We start from the raw sequence: 19,442 nt of genomic DNA on the forward strand, positions 1-19,442 counted from the left end.
GCCACAAAAAAGGAGCTGCCCTAAACAGGCTGGCACAAAGCCGCCTTGAAAAATAAAGATAGAAATTATTTGGAATTCATCACAGAATCTTTAATGGGCCTTTAAAAGCCAATTAAAGATACAATGGACAGCGTGTAAAAGCGCCCAAATAATCCTCAACATTATCGATCTAAATTAAATCTTAAAGAGTTTTTTAATAATTTGGGCGTTCCCCTGAAGAGGGTCGCGCTTTACGTTCCAATCTTTTTGCTCGTTCCTCACAAAAAGGATTTCCTCTGCAATCGCTAACCGAAATATCCGAAATGAGTGTTGCGCTAACGATGGGAATGGCATCTTTTAATTGGCAACTTAAAGCCAATTAAAGATATAATCGACAGCGTGTAAAAGCGCCCATATAATCATCCATTACCAACTGTACCTATTCCGTTTTCTATCGCGTTCCGCAAAACAAAATATTATAACTAGCGGGTAAAGCACAAAGCGATTTTCATTCAATTTGTAATTTCAGCCAAATGATCCTTTGCAAATTATGAATTAGGAGCTTAAAAACAATCGTCAAGTTTTCGACTTTCAAAAAAAACTATCAACAAACTGGGAAAATAACTCTTGAGTTTGGAATAGAAATAAGTGAATGCTACCAAACTGTAATTTCTATTGCAAGCACGGTAAATACAACGCTCCAACTTCCAACTTTCCAATTCCTTTATGCAAATTTGCGTCATGGAAATTTTTGATGTGCTTATTATTGGTGCAGGACCAATTGGAATGGCTTGTGCCATCGAAGCTAAAAAAGCAAATCTCAGTTATGTCATTGTAGAAAAAGGCGCTTTAGTTAACAGTCTTTATAACTATCCGGTATTTATGACGTTCTTCTCGACCTCGCAAAAATTAGAAATCGGTGGATTGCCTTTTGTAACCATAAATCCAAAGCCAAACAGAAATGAAGCCGTAGAATATTATCGCCGTGTGGCGGAAAGTTTCGAACTGAACATCCATTTGTTTGAGCGGGTTGAAAATGTGGTGAAAAATGAATCCAATATTTTTGAAGTAGCAACTTCTAAAGGACAGTATGAAGCAAAAAATGTGGTGGTTTCGACGGGGTTTTATGATGTGCCTTTAATGATGAATGTTCCGGGCGAGGATTTGCCGAAAGTTACCCATTATTATAAGGATCCGCACTTGTACGCTTTTCAAAATGTTTTAGTTGTTGGCGCTAACAATTCTGGGGTAGATGCAGCTTTAGAGACTTATCGAAAAGGTGCAAATGTGACTATGCTTATCCGCGGAAGCGAACTTGGTCCGCATGTAAAATATTGGGTTAGGCCAGATGTTCAAAACAGAATTAAGGAAGGTTCTATTAAAGCGTATTTCAATTCAGAACTTATCTCGATAAACGAAAAGGAGGTTGAAATAAAAACACCAGAGGGAAATGTGACGTTGGCAAACGATTTCGTCATAGCGATGACAGGCTACCAGCCAGATTTTAGTATGTTGCGCAAGTTTGGAATAGCGCTTCCCGAAAGTTCTTGTCCAAATTATAATGAAAACACCATGGAAACCAACGTTTCAGGCTTATATTTAGCAGGTGTTGTTTGCGGTGGAATGGATACGCACAAATTATTTATCGAAAATTCTAGAATACACGCCAACATTATTGTACATAATATTTCAGGTAAAAAAGAGACAATTTAGTTAAACTACTTAGGTTGTACAAACCTTCGAGGTTTTCTTACTTAATAAAGGTAAGTTTGCATCGAAAAAATTTTTCGACTTCATGCCGGGAATAGAAGAAATAAAAAGGCCAATTGCTGCCGATATAAAAGCGTTTGAAAAGACCTTTGAAGAATCGATGCACAGCGATGCACCATTATTGGATAGAATTACGCATTACATTGTAAAGCAAAAAGGTAAGCAAATGCGACCTATGTTTGTTTTTTTTGCGGCTAAACTTTGCGGCGGAATTTCTGAATCTACGCATCGAGGCGCAGCATTGGTTGAGCTTCTACATACAGCAACTTTAGTGCACGACGACGTGGTTGACAATTCTTACGAACGCCGCGGATTCTTCTCCATTAACGCTTTATGGAAAAACAAAATTGCTGTTTTGGTTGGCGATTATCTGCTGGCAAAGGGTTTGTTGCTTTCCGTAAACAATTCTGAGCACAGGTTGTTAAAAATTGTTGCCGAAGCCGTAAAACAGATGAGTGAAGGAGAACTGTTGCAAATCGAAAAGGTGCGTAAAATGGACATTTCTGAAGCGCTATATTTCGATGTCATCAGACAAAAAACAGCTTCTTTAATCGCTTCTTGTTGTGCTGCAGGTGCAGCTTCAGCTGCTGCAGATGAAGAAATGATTGAAAGAATGCGGTTGTTCGGTGAATATGTGGGGATCGCTTTTCAAATTAAAGATGATACTTTTGATTTTGGTACAGACAAAGTAGGCAAACCATTAGGTATAGATATCAAAGAAAAAAAAGTGACGCTACCGCTAATTTACGCATTGAACAACAGCCCAAAAGCGGAGCGAAAACACATCATTAATTTGGTTAAAAACCATCAGGACGATCAAAAAAAAATACAAGAGATTATAGATTTTGTGGTAGAGAAGAAAGGATTGGTGTCTGCCAATGAAAAGATGGAGGAATACCAGCAGAAAGCATTTGAAATATTATACCAATTTCCTGCGGGTGATGCAAGAACCGGCTTGGAGCAATTGGTTCTTTATACCACAGAAAGAAAGAAATAAATGAGCAACGAAATACTTTTTAGTCTTGGTTTCCTTCTTTTTATTGTGCTGATTCTTGCGCTAGACTTAGGCCTTTTTAGTAAAAAAGAACATATTGTTAGTTTAAAACAGGCCTCTATCATGAGTTTTATCATGGTGGCTTTGGCTATCGGTTTTTATTTTGTGCTTATTACGGAAGGACAAGAACTGCACGGGATACACAATTTTGCCCAATTAAAAGAGGTCGTTGTTAAGCACCAGCACAATATTGCGCTTGTACCAGATAATTTTGCTCAAAGTGTTGCTATTTACAAGCAAAATCTGGGTTTGGAATTTTTAACGGGTTATGTTATTGAATATGCACTTTCAGTAGATAACATTTTCGTAATTGTATTAATTTTTTCTGCCTTCGCTGTGGAAGAAAAATATTATCATCGTGTTTTGTTTTGGGGTATTTTAGGCGCGATAATTATGCGCTGTATCTTTATTTTTGTCGGGGCAGCGTTGATTACAAAATTTGGTTGGATTTTATATGTTTTCGGGGCATTTTTAGTTTTCACCGGCATTAAAATGTTTTTTAGCTCTGATGACGATGACAAGATAGACACTGAGAATCATCCCGTAGTCAAATGGGCCTCGAAAATTTTTGCCATTCACCCAAAATACGAAGGGAAAAAGTTTTTTGTAAAAATTAATGCAAAAACCATGGTTACACCTTTGTTTTTGGTCTTACTAATTGTAGAATTTACAGATTTATTATTTGCTGTCGATTCAATTCCCGCAATTTTTGCCGTGACTAAAGATCCGTACATTGTATTTTTCTCAAACATTTTTGCCATTTTAGGCCTAAGATCGATGTTTTTTCTGTTAGTAAATGTCATCCATAAGTTCCACTACTTAAAAACTGGCTTGGCATTTTTATTAACGTTTATCGGGCTCAAAATGCTGTTGCATAATTACCTTCATTTTTGGGGATTTACTACCCAACATTCGCTGATTGTTATTCTAGCCATTTTGGTAATAAGTGTAGTAGCTTCTATCGCATTTCCGAAGAAAAAAGTGAGCGATATTAATTTGTGAAAGTATTTAATTTCTTGGCTTATTCTTCTCCTCAATCCATAGCGAAAGATATTTGCTACTTTGTAAGGTATGGTGTCGCAATATTTGACCTAAAAAGTTAGCGTTCCTGTGTTTGGAAAAGTGTAGGCTTAAATCATTTAAACGAGAAATGAATGGTACTATCAAATTATCCGTACAGTATCGTTCATTTATGATTTTTGTACCGTTTTGCTGTGCAATTTTCCACATGCTTTCAACTGTATACAAACTAAACGCCGCCTCGATAAAAGAATCTAAATCATCAACAACGATTCCCGGCCAATTTAAATTTCCAACCATTCCTTCAGCACCAATAGTTGTAGTAACAGAAGGAGTTCCAACTTGCATCGCATCTATAAATTTACCTTTTAAACCTGCTCCAAATTTTGTTGGAGCTAATAAAACTCTGTGTTTTGCAAGCATTTGTTTTGCATCATCGGCTCTACCTTTTACAAAAAATCTTTCCTGGTTATTATTTAATTGTGATACTTTTTGAGACGGATATGCGCCATAAATATTCAAATGTGCGTTGGGAAGTAATTTACTCAGTTTAGGCCAAACCTCGTTTTTCAGCGTTAAGACAGTTTTCCAATTTGGCTCATGTAAAAAATTCCCAATGAACATAAAATCTTTTCGGGTTTCAAAAGAACTCCAATTCTGGACAGTGTCATTCGTAATCTTTTCCTCTAAAAATGGCAGGTAAAATAGTATTGAATGATCAATTTTAAACTGCTGACTTAAAATTTTCATTTCTACGTTAGAAATAATTAAAGATAAATCGCATCGAAGAATGGCAGCAATTTCTCGCTTAGCTTCTTCGGTATATAGGTGTTCAAACGAAAAATCTATTTTTTGTCGGTATGATTCTTCCCTAGCTTTTCTGAGAAAATGCAAGTCTTCTGTGTCTAAAATCCGTAATGCATCCGGACACTCTTGCTGCACACGCCAACTGTATTGTTCTTCAATCATAAACCGATCAAACATTACGACAGTCGGATTAAGGGCAGTTATAAATCTATTAAAACTTTCATCGTTTAGTTTAATATGTTCCTCTTTTACCGTTTCCGGAAATATAAAACTGTAGTCGCTTTTCGCTGCCGCGGATGCAAATGTTATTTCATAACCATTAGACATAAATAAGTTCACCAGTTGAATCATTCTCGTTCCTGAGGCAGAAGAGGTTGGTTCGGGCCATACGAGGCCAATAATTAGTAGCCGTTTTGAATGCATGAAGTAATCTTTTATCCAAAAGTACCCCTTTTCACAGCTTCGCACACAATTTGATGTTTAAATTTTTATTTTTGCTAACCCTAAACCCTAAAAAATGCTAGGATTAAAATTAGCTACAGACCCGCGTTGGGCACATATTGCAGAATCTAATCTAGAAGAAATTCTATCAGATCACGCTTGGTGCGAACAAAAGGCGGCTTCGAATGCAATTACGCTTATAACACAAAATTCGGAACATCAGGATTTGGTAGATGAACTCACGGCCATTGCTATCGAAGAAATGCAGCATTTTCAGATGGTAATTGAAATAATAAAGGAACGTGGATACACTTTAAGCCGTGAAAGAAAAGATGATTATGTAGGCAGATTGGTGAAGTTTAGCAAAAAAGATGGCAGTAGAAATATGGCTTTCATTGATCGATTGCTCTTTGCAGCGATGATTGAAGCAAGAAGCTGTGAACGTTTCCGGGTCTTATCGTTAAACATTAGAGACGAAAAACTATCGAAATTTTATCACGAGTTAATGGTTTCTGAAGCCGGGCATTATACAACTTTCTTAAATTTTGCGCGTAAGTATTCTCTGGATGTAGATGTAGAAAAACGTTGGGCAGAATGGTTAGATTTTGAGGGAGAACTCATCCAAAGTTTCGGGAAAAGGGAAGCAATACACGGATAGCCGTATATCGCCTTTAAGATTTAGGAATCAACTCTTTCTTGTGTATATTCCATAACCAAATTACAATATCTTGGTAGCTGTCTGTTCCTTTAACCTGGTTGTTTATTTTTAAAAAACCATCGAAGGCAGCATCCAAATAGCCAAACATGGCACCGTTGTATTTCGCCCAAAATTCTTTTTCGGTTTTAAAATCAGCCAAAACTGCTGGAGAAAGTTTGTCGTGGAGGAGTTTATAGTCTTCTGGTGATTTCATAGCAATTTCTATCAATACGTAGCGCAGCATTTCGTAGTTCGCCGAATATTTATAGTGCGTATCTTTACTATTTATTGCCGAGAGGTAACCGAGCAGATTGGCCTCGTCTTCGTAAGCGATACCCAATTGGTGCGCAATTTCATGACAAGAAACATAGGGTTTTGCAAACTCCGGTAAGTTAAAATTTAGGTTAGCTTCGCCTGTTAAAGGCGCATAATAGCCTTCTATACCAGATTTACTCACCGCCCATGGAAGCAGTACTTTCTTTAAGCAAGGTTGAGGGTAGTAAAAAGCCTTATTTTTCGTCGACATGAATTGATATGCTGCGGCAGATTTCTTTGCTAATTCGTCGATTGACAACGGAGTACCTTTTTTTGAAGAATCTAGTGCAGCTTTTTGCAGATTGCTTTGCTGTACAAAATAATTGCCCAAAAGCACAAGCTCCTTAATGTTGTATTTATCATCGCCAATGCCCAACGTTTTGCTAATGCTTATCCTACTATAATTTAGGCCCCAAACCAGTTTAAAGACAATATAAAGGGCTAATGCAAAATTTAGAATTTTGATTGGAATGTTTACCCGATCTACTCTTCTAATTGATTTTCGCTTCGCTTTTAGAAAAAATCTACTAACTTGATAAAGCACAAAAAATATTAGGAATGCATAAACTAGGTCGCCAATGGCAAAAGGAAAAATGGAGGAGACAAATCTTAATACAGAAGATATATAGAGATAAGCTCCGGTAGAATAGTATTTTTCAACTAAAGCAGGAAAATTCCCCAAGACATAAATGAGTGCGGAAAGACCAAAAAGAATGGCGAATTTTTTGAATGTGGGATTAGTACGCACTATTTGTAAAGGCCTTTAAAAGAATAGCTGTGTGGCAATTCGCCAACTAATCTATAAACAATTGGATGCTCTTTATTTATTGTTGCAGGCGATTTTAAAGATAGTTCGTGTGCCAATTGTTCGGGTTTGCCACTACCAAGATGTGGACTTTTTTGTACGACTAAAATTAACTGCTTGATCTTATTTTGAATTAAAATATTCTCAGATGACCTCCAACGGTCGAAATCCTTCGTGGCTTTTTTATGTAATTCAACTTCCATTATTATCTTTTTACTACAAAATTATATGCAAATTAATATTATGCAACTAGTCAAATGTTTATTTACACATATTTTCTACATCGATCTACAGTCTAGGTTTTTCAGATTTTCGTTCCGCCACTCCCTCTAAAATTTCTTTCACAATTGCTGGATTGTGGAGGCTTTTCTTTGTAGTGAAGCTATTTTTCATAACGTTAACAAAACCCATTAAAGTGGTTAATTAATCTTTGTTTTTTTGGATGGGCGATTAAGGTTTTATATAATCTTAATTTTTATCAGAACAAATATAAAAAATCTACCTCTCAAATGCCAACCGTTTCCCAATCTCGTTCGTCACAAATTTTCCATTTTGATAGGCTAAATTGCCCGATACAAAAGTGTGTGTAATGCTCGCTTTAAATGTATTTCCCTCAAAAGGGCTCCAGCCGCATTTGTAAAACGTATTAAGCTTAGTTACCCTCCAAGGGTCGTTTAAATTTACCAATACTAGGTCTGCCCAGTAACCTTCGCGGATGTAACCACGTTTTTCTACATCGAAACATTTAGCCACACTATGAGCCGTTTTTTCAACAATTTTCTCCAAGGTGATTTTCCCTTCCAAATGCATCTCTAACAATGCTGGCAAAGCATGTTGCACCAATGGTCCTCCAGAAGGTGCATTAGTGTAAGATTGGCTTTTTTCTTCGAAAGTGTGTGGCGCGTGGTCGGTGGCAATTACGTCAATACGGTTTTCTAATACCGCTTTTAAAATGGCCTGTTGATCTACAACGGTTTTTATAGCAGGATTCCATTTTATTAAATTGCCTTTTTCAGCATAATCTGCATCATTAAACCAAAGATGATGAATGCATGCTTCGGCGGTAATTCTTTTCTCTGTTAGAGGAATAGAGTTATCGAATAAAGAAATTTCTTTTGCAGTGGAAATATGTAAGATGTGCAATCGAGTATTGTATCGTTTTGCGAGTTCTACCGCCAACGAAGAAGATTTATAACAGGCTTCTGCGGTTCTAATCAACGGGTGCATTTGAATGGTTAGGTCATCGCCATACTTGGCTTTAAACGCTGCCATATTTTTCCTTATTGTTTGTTCATCTTCGCAATGTGTAGCCACCAAAAGGGGCGCTTTACTAAAAATTTTTTCTAACGTATTCTCGTTATCTACCAACATGTTACCTGTAGACGAACCCATGAAAACTTTTAAACCGCACACGTTTTTTACATCAGTTTTTAACACTTCTTCGATGTTATCGTTGCTGGCGCCCATGTAAAAGGAATAATTTGCCAAAGAAGTCTGCCCAGCGATTTCATACTTATCGTTTAGCAACTCCTGAGTCAGTGCATTTGGGACTGTGTTGGGCATTTCCATAAAAGATGTAATTCCGCCAGCGACCGCAGCCATACTTTCGGTAAAAATATCTCCTTTATGAGTCAATCCCGGTTCGCGAAAATGGACTTGGTCATCTATCATTCCAGGCAGTAAGAACTGCCCTTCGCCATTAATTTCTATGGCATTCTTCGAAGAAAGATTTTGACCGATTTTTTCAATGAAACCATCCTTGACCAACACGTCGGTCACTAATTTTTCTCCTTCGTTTACAACTGTGGCGGCTTTTATAAGGTAAATGCTCATGGGTGTAAAGTTAGGGAAATACATTAGATTTGTGCGTTGAGGCAGCAGATTTGAGACTAAGTTCAATAACTTTCAATTTGTGTAAGCATTATTTCTTAACTCAGGTGCTTACGATTACTTTCGCTTCCTCTTTCCTGCTTCCTCTAAAATTTAATATCTAATTTCCAAGGTTTCGTTTTTTTTTACGTGCCAGCGCTACCAGTTGCCTAAATACGAACATCTAACTACTAAATTTTTTTTACCCTATCTTTGCAGATATGGCAAAATCGTTCAAGGAATTTAAGTTAAATAGGCAAATTTTAAATGCAATTGCCGATGCGGGATTTACCGAAGCAACACCGATACAAGAAAAAGCCATTGGCCCAGTATTATCAGGCCAAGATTTATTTGGCATTGCCGAAACAGGAACGGGTAAAACTGCGGCCTTTGTATTGCCGATTTTAATGCAGCTAAAATATGCCCAAGGGAATAGTCCACGGGCACTTATTTTATCGCCAACTAGAGAATTGGCGATGCAAATTGCAGAACAAGTAAAGCTTTTCTCCACTTACACCGATTTGCGCTCTTTGGTTGTTTTTGGCGGCTTAGGTCCAAAAACACAGAAAGAACAGATTGCAAAAGGGATAGATATTTTGATTGCCACACCAGGCCGCTTTTTAGATCTTTATTTAACCGGCGACATTAATACGCAAAGCATCAAGTTTTTGGTTTTAGATGAGGCAGACAAAATGATGGATATGGGCTTTATTGGTTCTATCCATCGTGTGCTAGAAATTGTTCCCCGAAAGCGCCAAAACCTATTGTTTTCGGCAACTATGGGCGCTTTGGTTCAGAAAATAGCTGGAGATTTTTTAAAAAACCCTGTGGTTATAGAAACTTCAGAACAGGCTACACCCGCTGCTAATGTTACACAGACACTTTATTACGTGCCCAATTTTAAGACAAAACTGAATTTGTTGCAACATCTATTAAAAGATGATGAAGCTTTTAGCAGATTGATAATATTTTGTAAAACGAAAGTGGTGGCAGACAATATTTTTAACTTTATGCAACGAAAATATGGCATCCAAAATGTTCGGGTTATTCATGCAAACAAGGGGCAAAATACACGCATAAATTCCATAAATAGTTTTAAGGAAGGAAATGTTAGGGTTTTGGTTGCGACCGATGTCGCCAGCAGGGGAATAGATGTGAGCGATGTGAGCCATGTTATAAATTTCGATGTGCCCATCATAATTGAAGATTATGTGCACAGAATTGGTCGTACGGGTAGGGCTTTTGCCAAAGGCGACGCCATTACCTTTGCTAACGAAGCAGAAAAATATTATATCCGCAAAATAGAAAAATTGATTAGACAATTTATTCCTGTTACTGAAATTCCTGAAGTAGTATTTATGGAGGAAACTGCTTATGAAGAACGTCAGCAAATTGCCAAAGAAGTAGATCTGCAAAAGCGCAAAGACGATCCAGATTTTCAAGGCGCGTTCCATGAGAAGAAAAACGCCGCTACCATAGAGAAGAGGGATAGGGAAAAGGCAAAGGCGAAGGCAGGAAAGGAGCTAAAAAGTTTTAAAAAAGGCAAACGTTTTGATAAAAAGAAGTAAATGAAACTCAGGGTTACACCTTTAAACGTTGTTGGAGCCATAAGCTTGGCATATGCAGCTTATCGCATTGTAAATCCGGCAAAAAATACTTCATTACAAGTCAACACAAACGGAATTTTATTACTTGTACTCTGTTGTTTGGCAGTGGTTACATTTATTACCGACCTAATTTTTAGATTTACGTTAAAAGATTTAAAGCGGGTTTGGATTGTCGAAACGATCTTTATAGCGCTTGCCATAGTTTTGATGCTTATTTTACAAAAATTAGTTTAAGACATTACGGTTTTGGAAGCAAAATGAACATCTTTGCATCCTTAAATTTTTTAAAAATAGAGGTTCTGTCCTTCTAAATAGATGTACCATGAGAAAAGCTGAGATTAAAATTACGGTAGAATTAGACGATACCAATATGCCCGAAAATATTGTTTGGGAAAGTACTGATGCAGAAACAACAGATAAAGTGCCCGTAAAATCTATGATCTTAGCCCTATGGGATCATAATTACAAAAATTCTATGAGAATAGATCTATGGACCAAAGACATGCCTGTTGATGAAATGAAACGATTTTTTTATGAGACGTTGCAAACCATGGGAGACAGTTTCTTAAAGGCGACGGGTGAAACTTTAATCGTTGAAGACCTGCGCGATTATTGCGCACACTTTGCCGATAAGATGCAGATTGACGTAAAAAAATAAATCAATTAAGAGTAGAGTTACTCATAAAACGGAGAAAATGATCAACAAATTTATGGCCTGGCTTGGTATCCTGCTTTGTTTTATTGCAGGTTTTTGTCCAGTTTTAAAAGTACCCATTAAGGGGAATTGGAATCTTTACCAATCTGATAGTAGGCTATTCTTTATCACTTATTTTTTGTTGGCCATTACAGCTTTTTTTCTTTTTTTAAACAAGAGAGGAGCTTTTAGGTTTTTAGGCATTACTTTGTTGGTATGGTATGTAATAAGTTTGTTTGCTGTTTGGTTTACGGCAGGAAATTATACCTCGCATAAGTTTGTAGATAGGTTGCTCTTCAAAACCATTCATTTTCAGTGGGGATGGATAGTGGTACTTGTTGGCATTGCACTTATCGTGTTTAGTGTAGGTAAGAAAAAAATTACGGAAACCTCGTTTAATGAGAATGGAGGGGTTAGAAATCCGGTTCTTTAACCGTTTTTAAAATATTAGTTCAGACTGTCCAATTTGCGCGATATTGATTTCGTGTTGCAGCAACCATTGTTTTCGCCATAAACCGCCGGCGTAGCCTATCAGTTTACCGTTTCTGCCAATTACCCTATGACAAGGGATAATGATTGCAAGCTTATTTTTTCCGTTTGCTGCGGCAATAGCTCTAATCGCTAAAGGTTTATGGCTTGCAAATTTTGCATAGCTTTTGGTTTGACCAAAAGGAATGTCTAACAGTTTTTGCCAAACTTCTTGCTGAAAGTCAGTACCACTCTGTTTTATCGGGAAAGAAAATGAAGTATGCGTGCCTGCAAAATATGCTTCCAACTCTTTTGCTGCAATTGCCGTTAGTTTGTTGGGGCACACCGGTTTACTGTCGAGATTTTCAGAGCGGTCGGGAATTTTATTTTCTAAATGATCCTTAAAACAAACTTCACATACAAATTCGTCATTAGCCACAATGGTTAACCTACCGATGGGTGTTTCTATAAAAGAGGTAAATGTATCTGACATTATAAAAACAAAATTACAACAATCCAACAATTACAACAATCAAAATTTGCCAATAAAAGTATCTTTGTGGCATGCAACTGGTCCAGGAGGTCAAATACCTCATCCAAAAAGATTTGCTATTAGAATGGCGCTCAAAATATACCATTAATGGTATATTGTTATACGTTGTTTCCACTATTTTTACTTGCTATTTGTCGTTCGTTAGTCTCTCAGATCCACTTGCTTGGAATGCACTATTTTGGGTGATTATGCTTTTTGCTTCTATTAATGGCGTTTCAAAAAGTTTTTTACAAGAAACCAAAGGGCAACAGTTATATAGCTATGTATTGGCTAGTCCAGCTGCAATTTTAATTTCAAAAACAATTTATAATATTTTGTTGATGCTGGCTTTAACAACCATTGCACTCGCTTTTTATAGCCTAGTTTTTAATAATTTTACGCCGCCAGATGTTTTGTTATATTATATTGCGGTGGTATTCGGAAGCCTCAGCTTTTCTACCGTTTTTACTATGGTTTCTGCCATTGCGAGTAAGGCTGGGAATGGTGGCATGTTAATGGCTATTTTAAGTTTCCCGATTATAATTCCGGTACTTATTTTACTAATAAGGTTGGCCAAAAATGCGGTAGATGGGTTGCCATGGGAAAATAGTTATGATGAAATGGGTATGCTCGCCATAGTAAATGTGCTAACGGTGGCAACCTCGTTGTTGTTATTTCCATACCTTTGGAGAGATTAACAGGTTTAAATTTTAAAAGTTTCCATATGAATTGAAGCTGGAAATAATAGGTTTTAATAAATTTTATAAGATTGATATGTATAAAAATTGGTGGAAAATTATAGCTGCAATATTGGTGTTGTATTCCACCACTGCCGGTTTTTTGATGCCTGTACCTCGATTGGCCATTCTTAACGAAACGATCCGGAATCTATATTTTCATGTACCCATGTGGTTTTCAATGGTGGTTTTATTTTCTATTTCTGTTTTTTACAGTATAAAAAGTCTAAGTACTCAGCGCGAAGATTATGATTTGAAAGCTGCGGAAAGTGTAAACGCAGGAATTATGTTTGGAGTGCTTGGGATAGTTACGGGAGCCATCTGGGCAAAATTCACTTGGGGACAGTTTTGGAGTTTCGATCCGAAGCAAAATTTTGCGGCGATTTCCTTGCTGCTTTATTTCGCCTATTTAATTCTTCGCAATGCGATAGATGAAGAGCAAAAACGCGCCAAGATTTCTGCAATTTATAACATCTTTGCTTTTCCAATGATGATTGTGTTGCTTTTTGTGCTGCCGCGATTGCAAGATTCCCTTCATCCCGGCAACGGAGGAAACCCTGGTTTTAACAGTTACGATTTAGACAGTAGGATGCGTATGGTTTTCTATCCTGCTTGTGCAGGTTGGATTCTGATCGGGTATTGGGTATACACCCTTCGTTATAGATTACGTTCCATCGAACATAAATTACAGAATAACTAACATGAAAAAGATCTTATTTTCCTTGGTATTAATGTTTGCCTCAGTACAATTGTTTGCGCAAGACAATGGCATAGAAATGGCGGATAAGCTTCGCGAGAACGGCAAAATTTACGTTATTGTCATCTGCGTTGGTATAATTTTGATTGGTTTGCTACTTTATCTTTTTTCTTTAGATAGAAGATTAAAAAAAATCGAAAAAGAAAAATTTGGTTAAAAATAGGTTAAGGTCTTTTAAATACATATTTAGTATGAAATTCTCGTAGTGTTAAGGATACACTAAGTAATTTTACGTTTGGATATATTCCTTTTTTTTAGGCAATTTTGCTTTCAGACTATTATTATTTAGAAAAACAACAGCCATGGCTACAACACCTAATGAGAACAATTTCTTCGCCGATGTTTGCAAAAATTTCGACGAAGCGGCGCGCTTTACAAGCCACCCAGAAGGTTTATTAAACCAGATTAAAGCCTGCAATAGTGTTTACAGATTTCAGTTTCCCGTTCGCCGAGGAAACGGTTTAGAGGTTATAGATGCCTGGCGGGTAGAACACTCTCATCACATGAGTCCAACCAAAGGCGGTATTCGTTACAGCGAAATGGTAAACGAAGATGAGGTGATGGCTTTAGCAGCATTGATGACTTTCAAATGTGCTATCGTAAATGTTCCTTTCGGAGGCGCAAAGGGTGGTATAAAGATTAACACCAAGCAATACAGCGTCGCTGAGTTGGAAACCATTACTCGTCGCTATACAGTAGAATTGATAAAGAAAAACTTTATTGGCCCTGGGATTGATGTACCCGCACCAGATTATGGATCCGGTGAAAGGGAGATGAGCTGGATTGCAGATACTTACATGACTATGAATCCCGGCCAATTAGACGCCTTGGGTTGCGTTACAGGTAAGCCGATTTCTTTACACGGCATTCGGGGTAGAAAAGAAGCTACCGGTAGGGGCGTGGCGTACGCTGTTAGGGAATGTGTAACGGTTGCCGAAGACATGAAAAAAGTTGGACTTACTGCAGGTTTGGAAGGCAAGCGTGTAATTGTACAGGGATTGGGTAACGTAGGCTACCATTCTGCTAAATATTTGGTAGAGTTTGGCGCAATATTGGTTGGCATCTGCGAGTTTGAGGGAGCTATTTATGATGCAGATGGCTTAAATGTAGATGAAGTTTTCGCGCATAGAAAAAACTCTGGTTCCATTGCAGATTTCCCTGGTGCGAAAACATTTAAGAATTCGATGGAAGGATTAGAGCAAGATTGTGATATTTTAGTGCCCGCTGCATTAGAAAATCAAATTACCGCTGAAAATATCCGCAACATAAAAGCTAAAATTATTGCCGAAGGAGCGAATGGCCCATGTTCGCCAGAAGCCGAAGCTATTTTTACCGAGATGGGCGGGATGATTATTCCAGATATGTATTGCAACGCTGGTGGTGTTACCGTATCCTATTTCGAGTGGCTTAAAAATTTATCTCACGTTGCCTTTGGTAGAATGGAAAACCGATATGCAGCTAATTCTAATGCCAATTTAATAAATACCTTGGAAAACTTAACAGGGAAAACCATCTTGCCAGAACATAGAATGATGATTGTGAAAGGTGCCTCCGAAATGGAGCTCGTAAATTCTGGGTTGGAGGATACCATGATCCATTCTTACCACGAAATTCGGGAAACAATGGTACATACCCCTGCCATAGAAACCCTAAGAAAAGCAGCTTTTGTAAATTCTATAGATAAAATTGCAGTTTCTTATATGACGCTGGGCGTATGGCCTTAACAAATATAAAAGCGTTCAAATCATTTATTTAAATTAAGATTTTTAAGATTTTGATGCAATTTAAATGATTTGGGCGTTCCCCTGAAGAGGGTCGCGCTTTACGTTACAATCTTTTTGTTCGTTCCTCACAAAAAGGATTTCCTCTGCAATCTCTAACCGCAAAATCTGCTATGCTCTTAAGCGCTAACGATGGGAATGACATCCTTTAATTGGCCCCTTAAAGCCAATTAAAGATACAATGGACAGCGTGTAAAAGCGCCCAAATAATTAATATTCTTGATCTTAAATAAATTTGAACATTTTTTAGATCATCTGGGCGTTCCCCTGAAGAGGGTCGCGCTTTACGTTCCAATCTTTTTGCTCGTTCCTCACAAAAAGGATTTCCTCTGCAATCTCTAACCGCAAAATCTGCTATGCTCTTAAGCGCTAACGATGGGAATGACATCCTTTAATTGGCCCCTTAAAGCCAATTAAAGATACAATGGACAGCGTGTAAAAGCGCCCAAATAATTAATATTCTTGGGCTTAAATAAATCTAAACATTTTTTAGATCATTTGGGCGTTTCCCTGAAGAGGGTCGCTCTTTACGTTCCAATCTTTTTGCTCGTTCCTCGCAAAAAGGATTTCGTCTGCAATCGCTAACCGCGAAATAGCCGAACTGAGAGGTGCGCTAACGATGAGAATGGCATCCTCCTAATTGGCCTTTAAAAGCCAATTAAAGATACAATGGACAGCGTGTAAAAGCGCCCAAATAATGATCAAACTGTTTGAAAAACTAAAATGTTTTAGGGTTTTTGGGCGTTCCCCTGAAGAGGGTCGCGCTTTACGTTCCAATCTTTTTGTTCGTTCCTAAAAAAAGGGATTCCACTCCAATCGCTAACCGAAAATTGCGTCACGTTAGGGCGTGTTAAAGCACCCAAACATTAGATAATTATTTTAATTTCGATCAAATCTACAGCTTCATTAAGCGATTAGAGGTTAAGCCTAATTGAATAAGGCGCTTTCTATCGGCTACTATTTTGATTTTTCCGATAATATCATACACTGGAAAACAGAGTAAAATTGGATTTTTTTGAGCAGTGTTCTTATCAACAGTCCATTATAGCGATCTACAGAGCGCTAAAACGGCATGAAAATCTCAGTAAAAATCAAAATATCATAGCAGTGTTTTTGACAAATCAAACAATTGTCAAGTTAAAGACAAGAATAGATTAAGTTGGTCGATGCTTTGGCTTATTTTCTATCTTTGTATCAGCTTTAAACACTTAGGTTATGAAAAAAAGTGCCATTGTTGGGTTGTTAACTATTGCGATATCTATCTGCATTTTATTTAGCTTGAATGCCAACACCGATTCTTATTCTAATTTTTCTCAGGCTAGTTTGTCTAACAAAGAGGAGCATGTAATGGGTTATTGGGACAAGTCTAAACCAACAGAGTATGACGCTGCCAAAGATGCTAATCGTTTTGCTTTTCATATGAAAGACGACAAAGGCACAATAAGGGAAGTGGTTTATAACGGTACAAAACCGCAGGATTTTGAGCGTTCTGAAAAACTAGTTTTAATTGGTAAAATGGATAAAAACACCTTTTACGCATCAAAGATTCTAATGAAATGTCCTTCAAAATATAACGATAACCTTGTTGAGGTAAATAGCCAAGGCAAAGTAGAAAAATACAATTAATTTTAATGAACAATCAATTTATAGGCGAAAACCTGTTACCGGGTCAAATCGGTCAGTTTTTTATTGTGTTGGCATTTTGTGCATCCTTATTATCAACAGTTTCTTATTTCTTTTCGTGTAGGGCTCAAAACATTGAGGACAAGTCTTGGAGAAACTTAGGGCGAATTGGTTTTCTGGTCAATTGGTTAAGCGTTATTTCTATTGGGGTAATTTTATTTTACCTCATTTTAGGGCATTATTACGAATATTATTATGTTTATAACCACTCGTCTAAACAGTTACCTGTATACTATATTGTTTCTGCTTTTTGGGAAGGGCAAGAAGGTAGTTTTTGGCTTTGGGCTTTTTGGCAGTCGCTTTTAGGTGGTTTGCTAATTTGGAAGGCCAAAACCTGGGAGCGTCCGGTAATGACTGTTGTAGCATTTTCGCAAGTATTTTTAACCTCCATGCTATTGGGTGTTGAAATTTTTGGAGAGCGCATTGGAAGCTCACCGTTTATTTTGTTGAGAGATGCGGTAGACTTAAAGTCGTTTGCCCCTGTGGTTTTCGCCAATCCAGAGAATTTTAAAAATTATCTAAAATTCATCGTAGATGGTAAAGGGCTTAACCCTTTGTTACAAAACTATTGGATGGTAATTCATCCGCCAACTTTATTTTTGGGTTTTGCAAGTATGGTTGTTCCTTTTGCCTACGGTATCGCTGCGTTATGGCAAAAGCGTTACAGCGAATGGGTAAAGCCTGCGCTTCCGTGGACCCTTTTTGCGGTTATGGTACTTGGTACAGGAATCATAATGGGATCTTTTTGGGCCTATGAAGCATTAAATTTTGGGGGTTTTTGGGCTTGGGATCCGGTAGAAAATGCGTCTTTAATTCCATGGTTAACCTTGGTTGCCGGATTGCACGTAATGATTGCTTTTAAAAACACTGGCCACTCTTACTTTACAGCAATAGCTTTAGTATTTTTAAGTTTCTTGCTCGTGCTATATGCATCTTTTTTAACGCGAAGTGGTATCCTTGGAGACACGTCTGTACACGCTTTTACAGATATGGGAATGTTTGGGCACCTTATTTCATACAATGTAGTTTTCGCCATTTTGGCTATTGGCCTACTTATTCTCCGTTGGAAAGAATTGCCAATTACCACTAAAGATGAGGAAACGTATTCTCGAGAGTTTTGGATGTTTATCGGCGCATTGGTGGTAACTATCGCATGTATTCAAGTTATTTTTTCTACTTCAGTACCGGTATTTAACAAGGCCTTTGGAACCAATTTTTCTCCACCAATAGATGCGGTAAAGTATTACAACCAATGGCAAGCACCTTTTGTAGTATTGATCACATTAATCTCTGGTTTTTCACAATACTTGAAGTACAAACGCACTAATCCAAGACGGTTTTACAGCAGTATTATTTCTGCAATTGTTATTTCCATGGTCTTAACGGCAGTTTTGGCGTATGTAGCGAATATCTACACCAATACCATGTTCATTCTTATTACTTTTAGCTGTCTGTTTGCGGTGCTTTCTAACACCACTATTTTATACCAGGCATTTGGTGGAAAGTTTAAATTGGCAGGTTCTGCAGTTGCCCACATTGGATTTGCATTTTTGGTGTTGGGCGCATTAATTTCTGCAGCTACTAATAAGCCAATATCAATTAATGCAAATAATTTTATTCCGGTTAAGGATTTCGAAAAGGCAGAAAAACCGGGTGAGAACATTATGTTGTACAAAAACGAGCCTAAGAAAATGGGAAAGTACACGGTTACTTATGTAACCGATACAACCATTTTGCCCAATACCATTTACACGTTGAATTTCAAAACCACAGATTCAAAAACGGGGAAGGTAAAAGAGGATTTTGATTTGCACCCACACGTGCAGGACAATGCGAAGATGGGTTTGATTGCTTCACCAGATACAAAGCATTATTTAACCTACGATGTGTATACGCACATTACTAGTGCTGCAATTAAGGAAAGCAATCATCAGGAACACGAAGGGCATTCTGACGATGAAAACTACAAGGCGCCAAGAATTGTGAAAGTTGCTGTCGGCGATACCATTCATACTTCTAGCGGTGTAGTAACGGTACAACAGTTTAATAAAAATCCTACTGCTAAAGACTTGGTCCTAAGTAAAGGCGATTTTGCCATAGGGTTGCCTTTAGAGATAAAGTCCGGTGGAAAAACCTATCAAACAGAACCTATTTTTATGATTAAAGGGAATAATACGTTCGACTTTGCTCGAAAAGTGGATGCCCTAGATTTAAAGTTTCGTTTTAGCAACGTACTTCCTAATGAGAAGAAAGTTGAATTACAGATATTCGAAAAACCACAGCAGGCAAAAGACTGGATTGTTTTTAAAGCCATTGAATTTCCTTTCATTAATATGTATTGGGCTGGAACCATTATTATGGTTATCGGTTTTCTAATGTCAATTATTAGACGACGAAAAGAGGCACTTATTAGCTAGAATTATAAA

General features: G+C 37.5%; 19 protein-coding genes. 14 read left to right on the top strand and 5 right to left on the bottom strand.

The window, feature by feature from the left end; translation table 11 throughout:
• Positions 1 to 720 precede the first annotated feature (720 nt).
• The 3 genes from ACVWYG_RS17095 (at position 721) to ACVWYG_RS17105 (ending at position 3,805) form a co-directional block, all read left to right on the top strand.
• On the top strand, positions 721 to 1,692 hold the full coding sequence (locus ACVWYG_RS17095) for a YpdA family putative bacillithiol disulfide reductase (RefSeq protein WP_457271903.1): 972 nt from the start codon (positions 721 to 723) through the stop codon (positions 1,690 to 1,692).
• An 82-nt stretch (positions 1,693 to 1,774) separates the two neighbouring features.
• Positions 1,775 to 2,746, top strand: a complete 972-nt coding sequence (locus ACVWYG_RS17100) for a polyprenyl synthetase family protein (RefSeq protein WP_457271904.1) — start codon at positions 1,775 to 1,777, stop codon at positions 2,744 to 2,746.
• A complete protein-coding gene (locus ACVWYG_RS17105) occupies positions 2,747 to 3,805 on the top strand; it encodes a TerC family protein (protein WP_457271906.1) in 1,059 nt (352 codons plus the stop codon).
• Between the two features lie 6 nt (positions 3,806 to 3,811).
• On the opposite strand, the gene ACVWYG_RS17110 is transcribed toward ACVWYG_RS17105, so the two are convergent.
• Positions 3,812 to 5,053: a glycosyltransferase gene (locus ACVWYG_RS17110; RefSeq protein WP_457271908.1), complete on the bottom strand. Its 1,242-nt coding sequence runs from the start codon at positions 5,051 to 5,053 to the stop codon at positions 3,812 to 3,814.
• Positions 5,054 to 5,147: 94 nt separating this feature from the next.
• Between ACVWYG_RS17110 and miaE the strand changes: the two genes are divergently transcribed.
• Positions 5,148 to 5,729, top strand: coding sequence for a tRNA isopentenyl-2-thiomethyl-A-37 hydroxylase MiaE (gene miaE / locus ACVWYG_RS17115; protein ID WP_457271910.1), 582 nt, complete (start codon positions 5,148 to 5,150; stop codon positions 5,727 to 5,729).
• 13 nt (positions 5,730 to 5,742) lie between these two features.
• Here miaE and ACVWYG_RS17120 read toward each other — a convergent pair whose 3' ends face one another.
• The 3 genes from ACVWYG_RS17120 to ACVWYG_RS17130 all read right to left on the bottom strand — a co-directional run bounded on the left by ACVWYG_RS17120 (position 5,743) and on the right by ACVWYG_RS17130 (position 8,721).
• On the bottom strand, positions 5,743 to 6,831 hold the full coding sequence (locus ACVWYG_RS17120) for a DUF3810 domain-containing protein (RefSeq protein WP_457271912.1): 1,089 nt from the start codon (positions 6,829 to 6,831) through the stop codon (positions 5,743 to 5,745).
• Positions 6,831 to 7,091: a type II toxin-antitoxin system YoeB family toxin gene (locus ACVWYG_RS17125; RefSeq protein WP_457271914.1), complete on the bottom strand. Its 261-nt coding sequence runs from the start codon at positions 7,089 to 7,091 to the stop codon at positions 6,831 to 6,833. Before ACVWYG_RS17125 ends, ACVWYG_RS17120 begins: the two co-directional genes overlap by 1 nt.
• Before the next feature lie 295 nt (positions 7,092 to 7,386).
• Entirely contained in the window at positions 7,387 to 8,721 is a 1,335-nt protein-coding gene (locus tag ACVWYG_RS17130) for a dihydroorotase (RefSeq protein ID WP_457271916.1), read from the bottom strand.
• A gap of 257 nt (positions 8,722 to 8,978) precedes the next feature.
• Here ACVWYG_RS17130 and ACVWYG_RS17135 point away from each other — a divergent pair, with 257 nt between their 5' ends.
• The 4 genes from ACVWYG_RS17135 (at position 8,979) to ACVWYG_RS17150 (ending at position 11,491) form a co-directional block, all read left to right on the top strand.
• A complete protein-coding gene (locus ACVWYG_RS17135; RefSeq protein ID WP_457271918.1) occupies positions 8,979 to 10,325 on the top strand; it encodes a DEAD/DEAH box helicase in 1,347 nt (448 codons plus the stop codon).
• Positions 10,326 to 10,598, top strand: coding sequence for a hypothetical protein (locus ACVWYG_RS17140; RefSeq protein WP_457271920.1), 273 nt, complete (start codon positions 10,326 to 10,328; stop codon positions 10,596 to 10,598). It begins immediately after the preceding gene.
• 88 nt (positions 10,599 to 10,686) lie between these two features.
• The gene (gene gldC / locus ACVWYG_RS17145; protein ID WP_457271922.1) at positions 10,687 to 11,022 is read left to right on the top strand and encodes a gliding motility protein GldC; all 336 of its coding nucleotides are present in this window, start codon (positions 10,687 to 10,689) and stop codon (positions 11,020 to 11,022) included.
• A gap of 37 nt (positions 11,023 to 11,059) precedes the next feature.
• Complete coding sequence (locus tag ACVWYG_RS17150) at positions 11,060 to 11,491, top strand: hypothetical protein (RefSeq protein WP_457271924.1); 432 nt, start codon at positions 11,060 to 11,062, stop codon at positions 11,489 to 11,491.
• Positions 11,492 to 11,497: 6 nt separating this feature from the next.
• Here ACVWYG_RS17150 and ACVWYG_RS17155 read toward each other — a convergent pair whose 3' ends face one another.
• Positions 11,498 to 12,019 (bottom strand): methylated-DNA--[protein]-cysteine S-methyltransferase, encoded by a 522-nt coding sequence (locus ACVWYG_RS17155; protein ID WP_457271926.1) that lies wholly within the window; start codon positions 12,017 to 12,019, stop codon positions 11,498 to 11,500.
• A 71-nt stretch (positions 12,020 to 12,090) separates the two neighbouring features.
• Between ACVWYG_RS17155 and ACVWYG_RS17160 the strand changes: the two genes are divergently transcribed.
• The 6 genes from ACVWYG_RS17160 to ccsA (ACVWYG_RS17185) all read left to right on the top strand — a co-directional run bounded on the left by ACVWYG_RS17160 (position 12,091) and on the right by ccsA (ACVWYG_RS17185) (position 19,433).
• Positions 12,091 to 12,756, top strand: coding sequence for a heme exporter protein CcmB (locus tag ACVWYG_RS17160; RefSeq protein WP_457271928.1), 666 nt, complete (start codon positions 12,091 to 12,093; stop codon positions 12,754 to 12,756).
• A gap of 46 nt (positions 12,757 to 12,802) precedes the next feature.
• Positions 12,803 to 13,495 (top strand): cytochrome c biogenesis protein CcsA, encoded by a 693-nt coding sequence (gene ccsA / locus ACVWYG_RS17165; RefSeq protein WP_457272016.1) that lies wholly within the window; start codon positions 12,803 to 12,805, stop codon positions 13,493 to 13,495.
• A 1-nt stretch (position 13,496) separates the two neighbouring features.
• Positions 13,497 to 13,709 carry a CcmD family protein gene (locus tag ACVWYG_RS17170; RefSeq protein WP_457271930.1) on the top strand — a complete coding sequence of 71 codons (213 nt, stop codon included), beginning with the start codon at positions 13,497 to 13,499 and terminating at the stop codon, positions 13,707 to 13,709.
• Positions 13,710 to 13,854: 145 nt separating this feature from the next.
• Positions 13,855 to 15,276, top strand: a complete 1,422-nt coding sequence (locus ACVWYG_RS17175; RefSeq protein ID WP_457271932.1) for a Glu/Leu/Phe/Val family dehydrogenase — start codon at positions 13,855 to 13,857, stop codon at positions 15,274 to 15,276.
• A 1,272-nt stretch (positions 15,277 to 16,548) separates the two neighbouring features.
• Positions 16,549 to 16,959, top strand: a complete 411-nt coding sequence (locus ACVWYG_RS17180) for a cytochrome c maturation protein CcmE domain-containing protein (protein ID WP_457271934.1) — start codon at positions 16,549 to 16,551, stop codon at positions 16,957 to 16,959.
• 5 nt (positions 16,960 to 16,964) lie between these two features.
• Positions 16,965 to 19,433, top strand: a complete 2,469-nt coding sequence (ccsA, locus tag ACVWYG_RS17185) for a cytochrome c biogenesis protein CcsA (protein ID WP_457271936.1) — start codon at positions 16,965 to 16,967, stop codon at positions 19,431 to 19,433.
• Positions 19,434 to 19,442: the final 9 nt, after the last annotated feature.

The organism is Pedobacter sp. UYEF25 (assembly GCF_054061655.1).

What these genes read in the sequence shown, in the direction of transcription:
- ACVWYG_RS17095 (WP_457271903.1), top strand. Translation starts at nt 721, where the DNA reads ATGGAAATTTTTGATGTGCTTATTATTGGTGCAGGACCAATTGGAATG.
- ACVWYG_RS17100 (WP_457271904.1), top strand. Translation starts at nt 1,775, where the DNA reads ATGCCGGGAATAGAAGAAATAAAAAGGCCAATTGCTGCCGATATAAAA.
- ACVWYG_RS17105 (WP_457271906.1), top strand. Translation starts at nt 2,747, where the DNA reads ATGAGCAACGAAATACTTTTTAGTCTTGGTTTCCTTCTTTTTATTGTG.
- ACVWYG_RS17110 (WP_457271908.1), bottom strand. Translation starts at nt 5,053, where the DNA reads ATGCATTCAAAACGGCTACTAATTATTGGCCTCGTATGGCCCGAACCA.
- miaE (WP_457271910.1), top strand. Translation starts at nt 5,148, where the DNA reads ATGCTAGGATTAAAATTAGCTACAGACCCGCGTTGGGCACATATTGCA.
- ACVWYG_RS17125 (WP_457271914.1), bottom strand. Translation starts at nt 7,091, where the DNA reads ATGGAAGTTGAATTACATAAAAAAGCCACGAAGGATTTCGACCGTTGG.
- ACVWYG_RS17130 (WP_457271916.1), bottom strand. Translation starts at nt 8,721, where the DNA reads ATGAGCATTTACCTTATAAAAGCCGCCACAGTTGTAAACGAAGGAGAA.
- ACVWYG_RS17135 (WP_457271918.1), top strand. Translation starts at nt 8,979, where the DNA reads ATGGCAAAATCGTTCAAGGAATTTAAGTTAAATAGGCAAATTTTAAAT.
- ACVWYG_RS17140 (WP_457271920.1), top strand. Translation starts at nt 10,326, where the DNA reads ATGAAACTCAGGGTTACACCTTTAAACGTTGTTGGAGCCATAAGCTTG.
- gldC (WP_457271922.1), top strand. Translation starts at nt 10,687, where the DNA reads ATGAGAAAAGCTGAGATTAAAATTACGGTAGAATTAGACGATACCAAT.
- ACVWYG_RS17150 (WP_457271924.1), top strand. Translation starts at nt 11,060, where the DNA reads ATGATCAACAAATTTATGGCCTGGCTTGGTATCCTGCTTTGTTTTATT.
- ACVWYG_RS17155 (WP_457271926.1), bottom strand. Translation starts at nt 12,019, where the DNA reads ATGTCAGATACATTTACCTCTTTTATAGAAACACCCATCGGTAGGTTA.
- ACVWYG_RS17160 (WP_457271928.1), top strand. Translation starts at nt 12,091, where the DNA reads ATGCAACTGGTCCAGGAGGTCAAATACCTCATCCAAAAAGATTTGCTA.
- ACVWYG_RS17170 (WP_457271930.1), top strand. Translation starts at nt 13,497, where the DNA reads ATGAAAAAGATCTTATTTTCCTTGGTATTAATGTTTGCCTCAGTACAA.
- ACVWYG_RS17175 (WP_457271932.1), top strand. Translation starts at nt 13,855, where the DNA reads ATGGCTACAACACCTAATGAGAACAATTTCTTCGCCGATGTTTGCAAA.
- ACVWYG_RS17180 (WP_457271934.1), top strand. Translation starts at nt 16,549, where the DNA reads ATGAAAAAAAGTGCCATTGTTGGGTTGTTAACTATTGCGATATCTATC.
- ccsA (WP_457271936.1), top strand. Translation starts at nt 16,965, where the DNA reads ATGAACAATCAATTTATAGGCGAAAACCTGTTACCGGGTCAAATCGGT.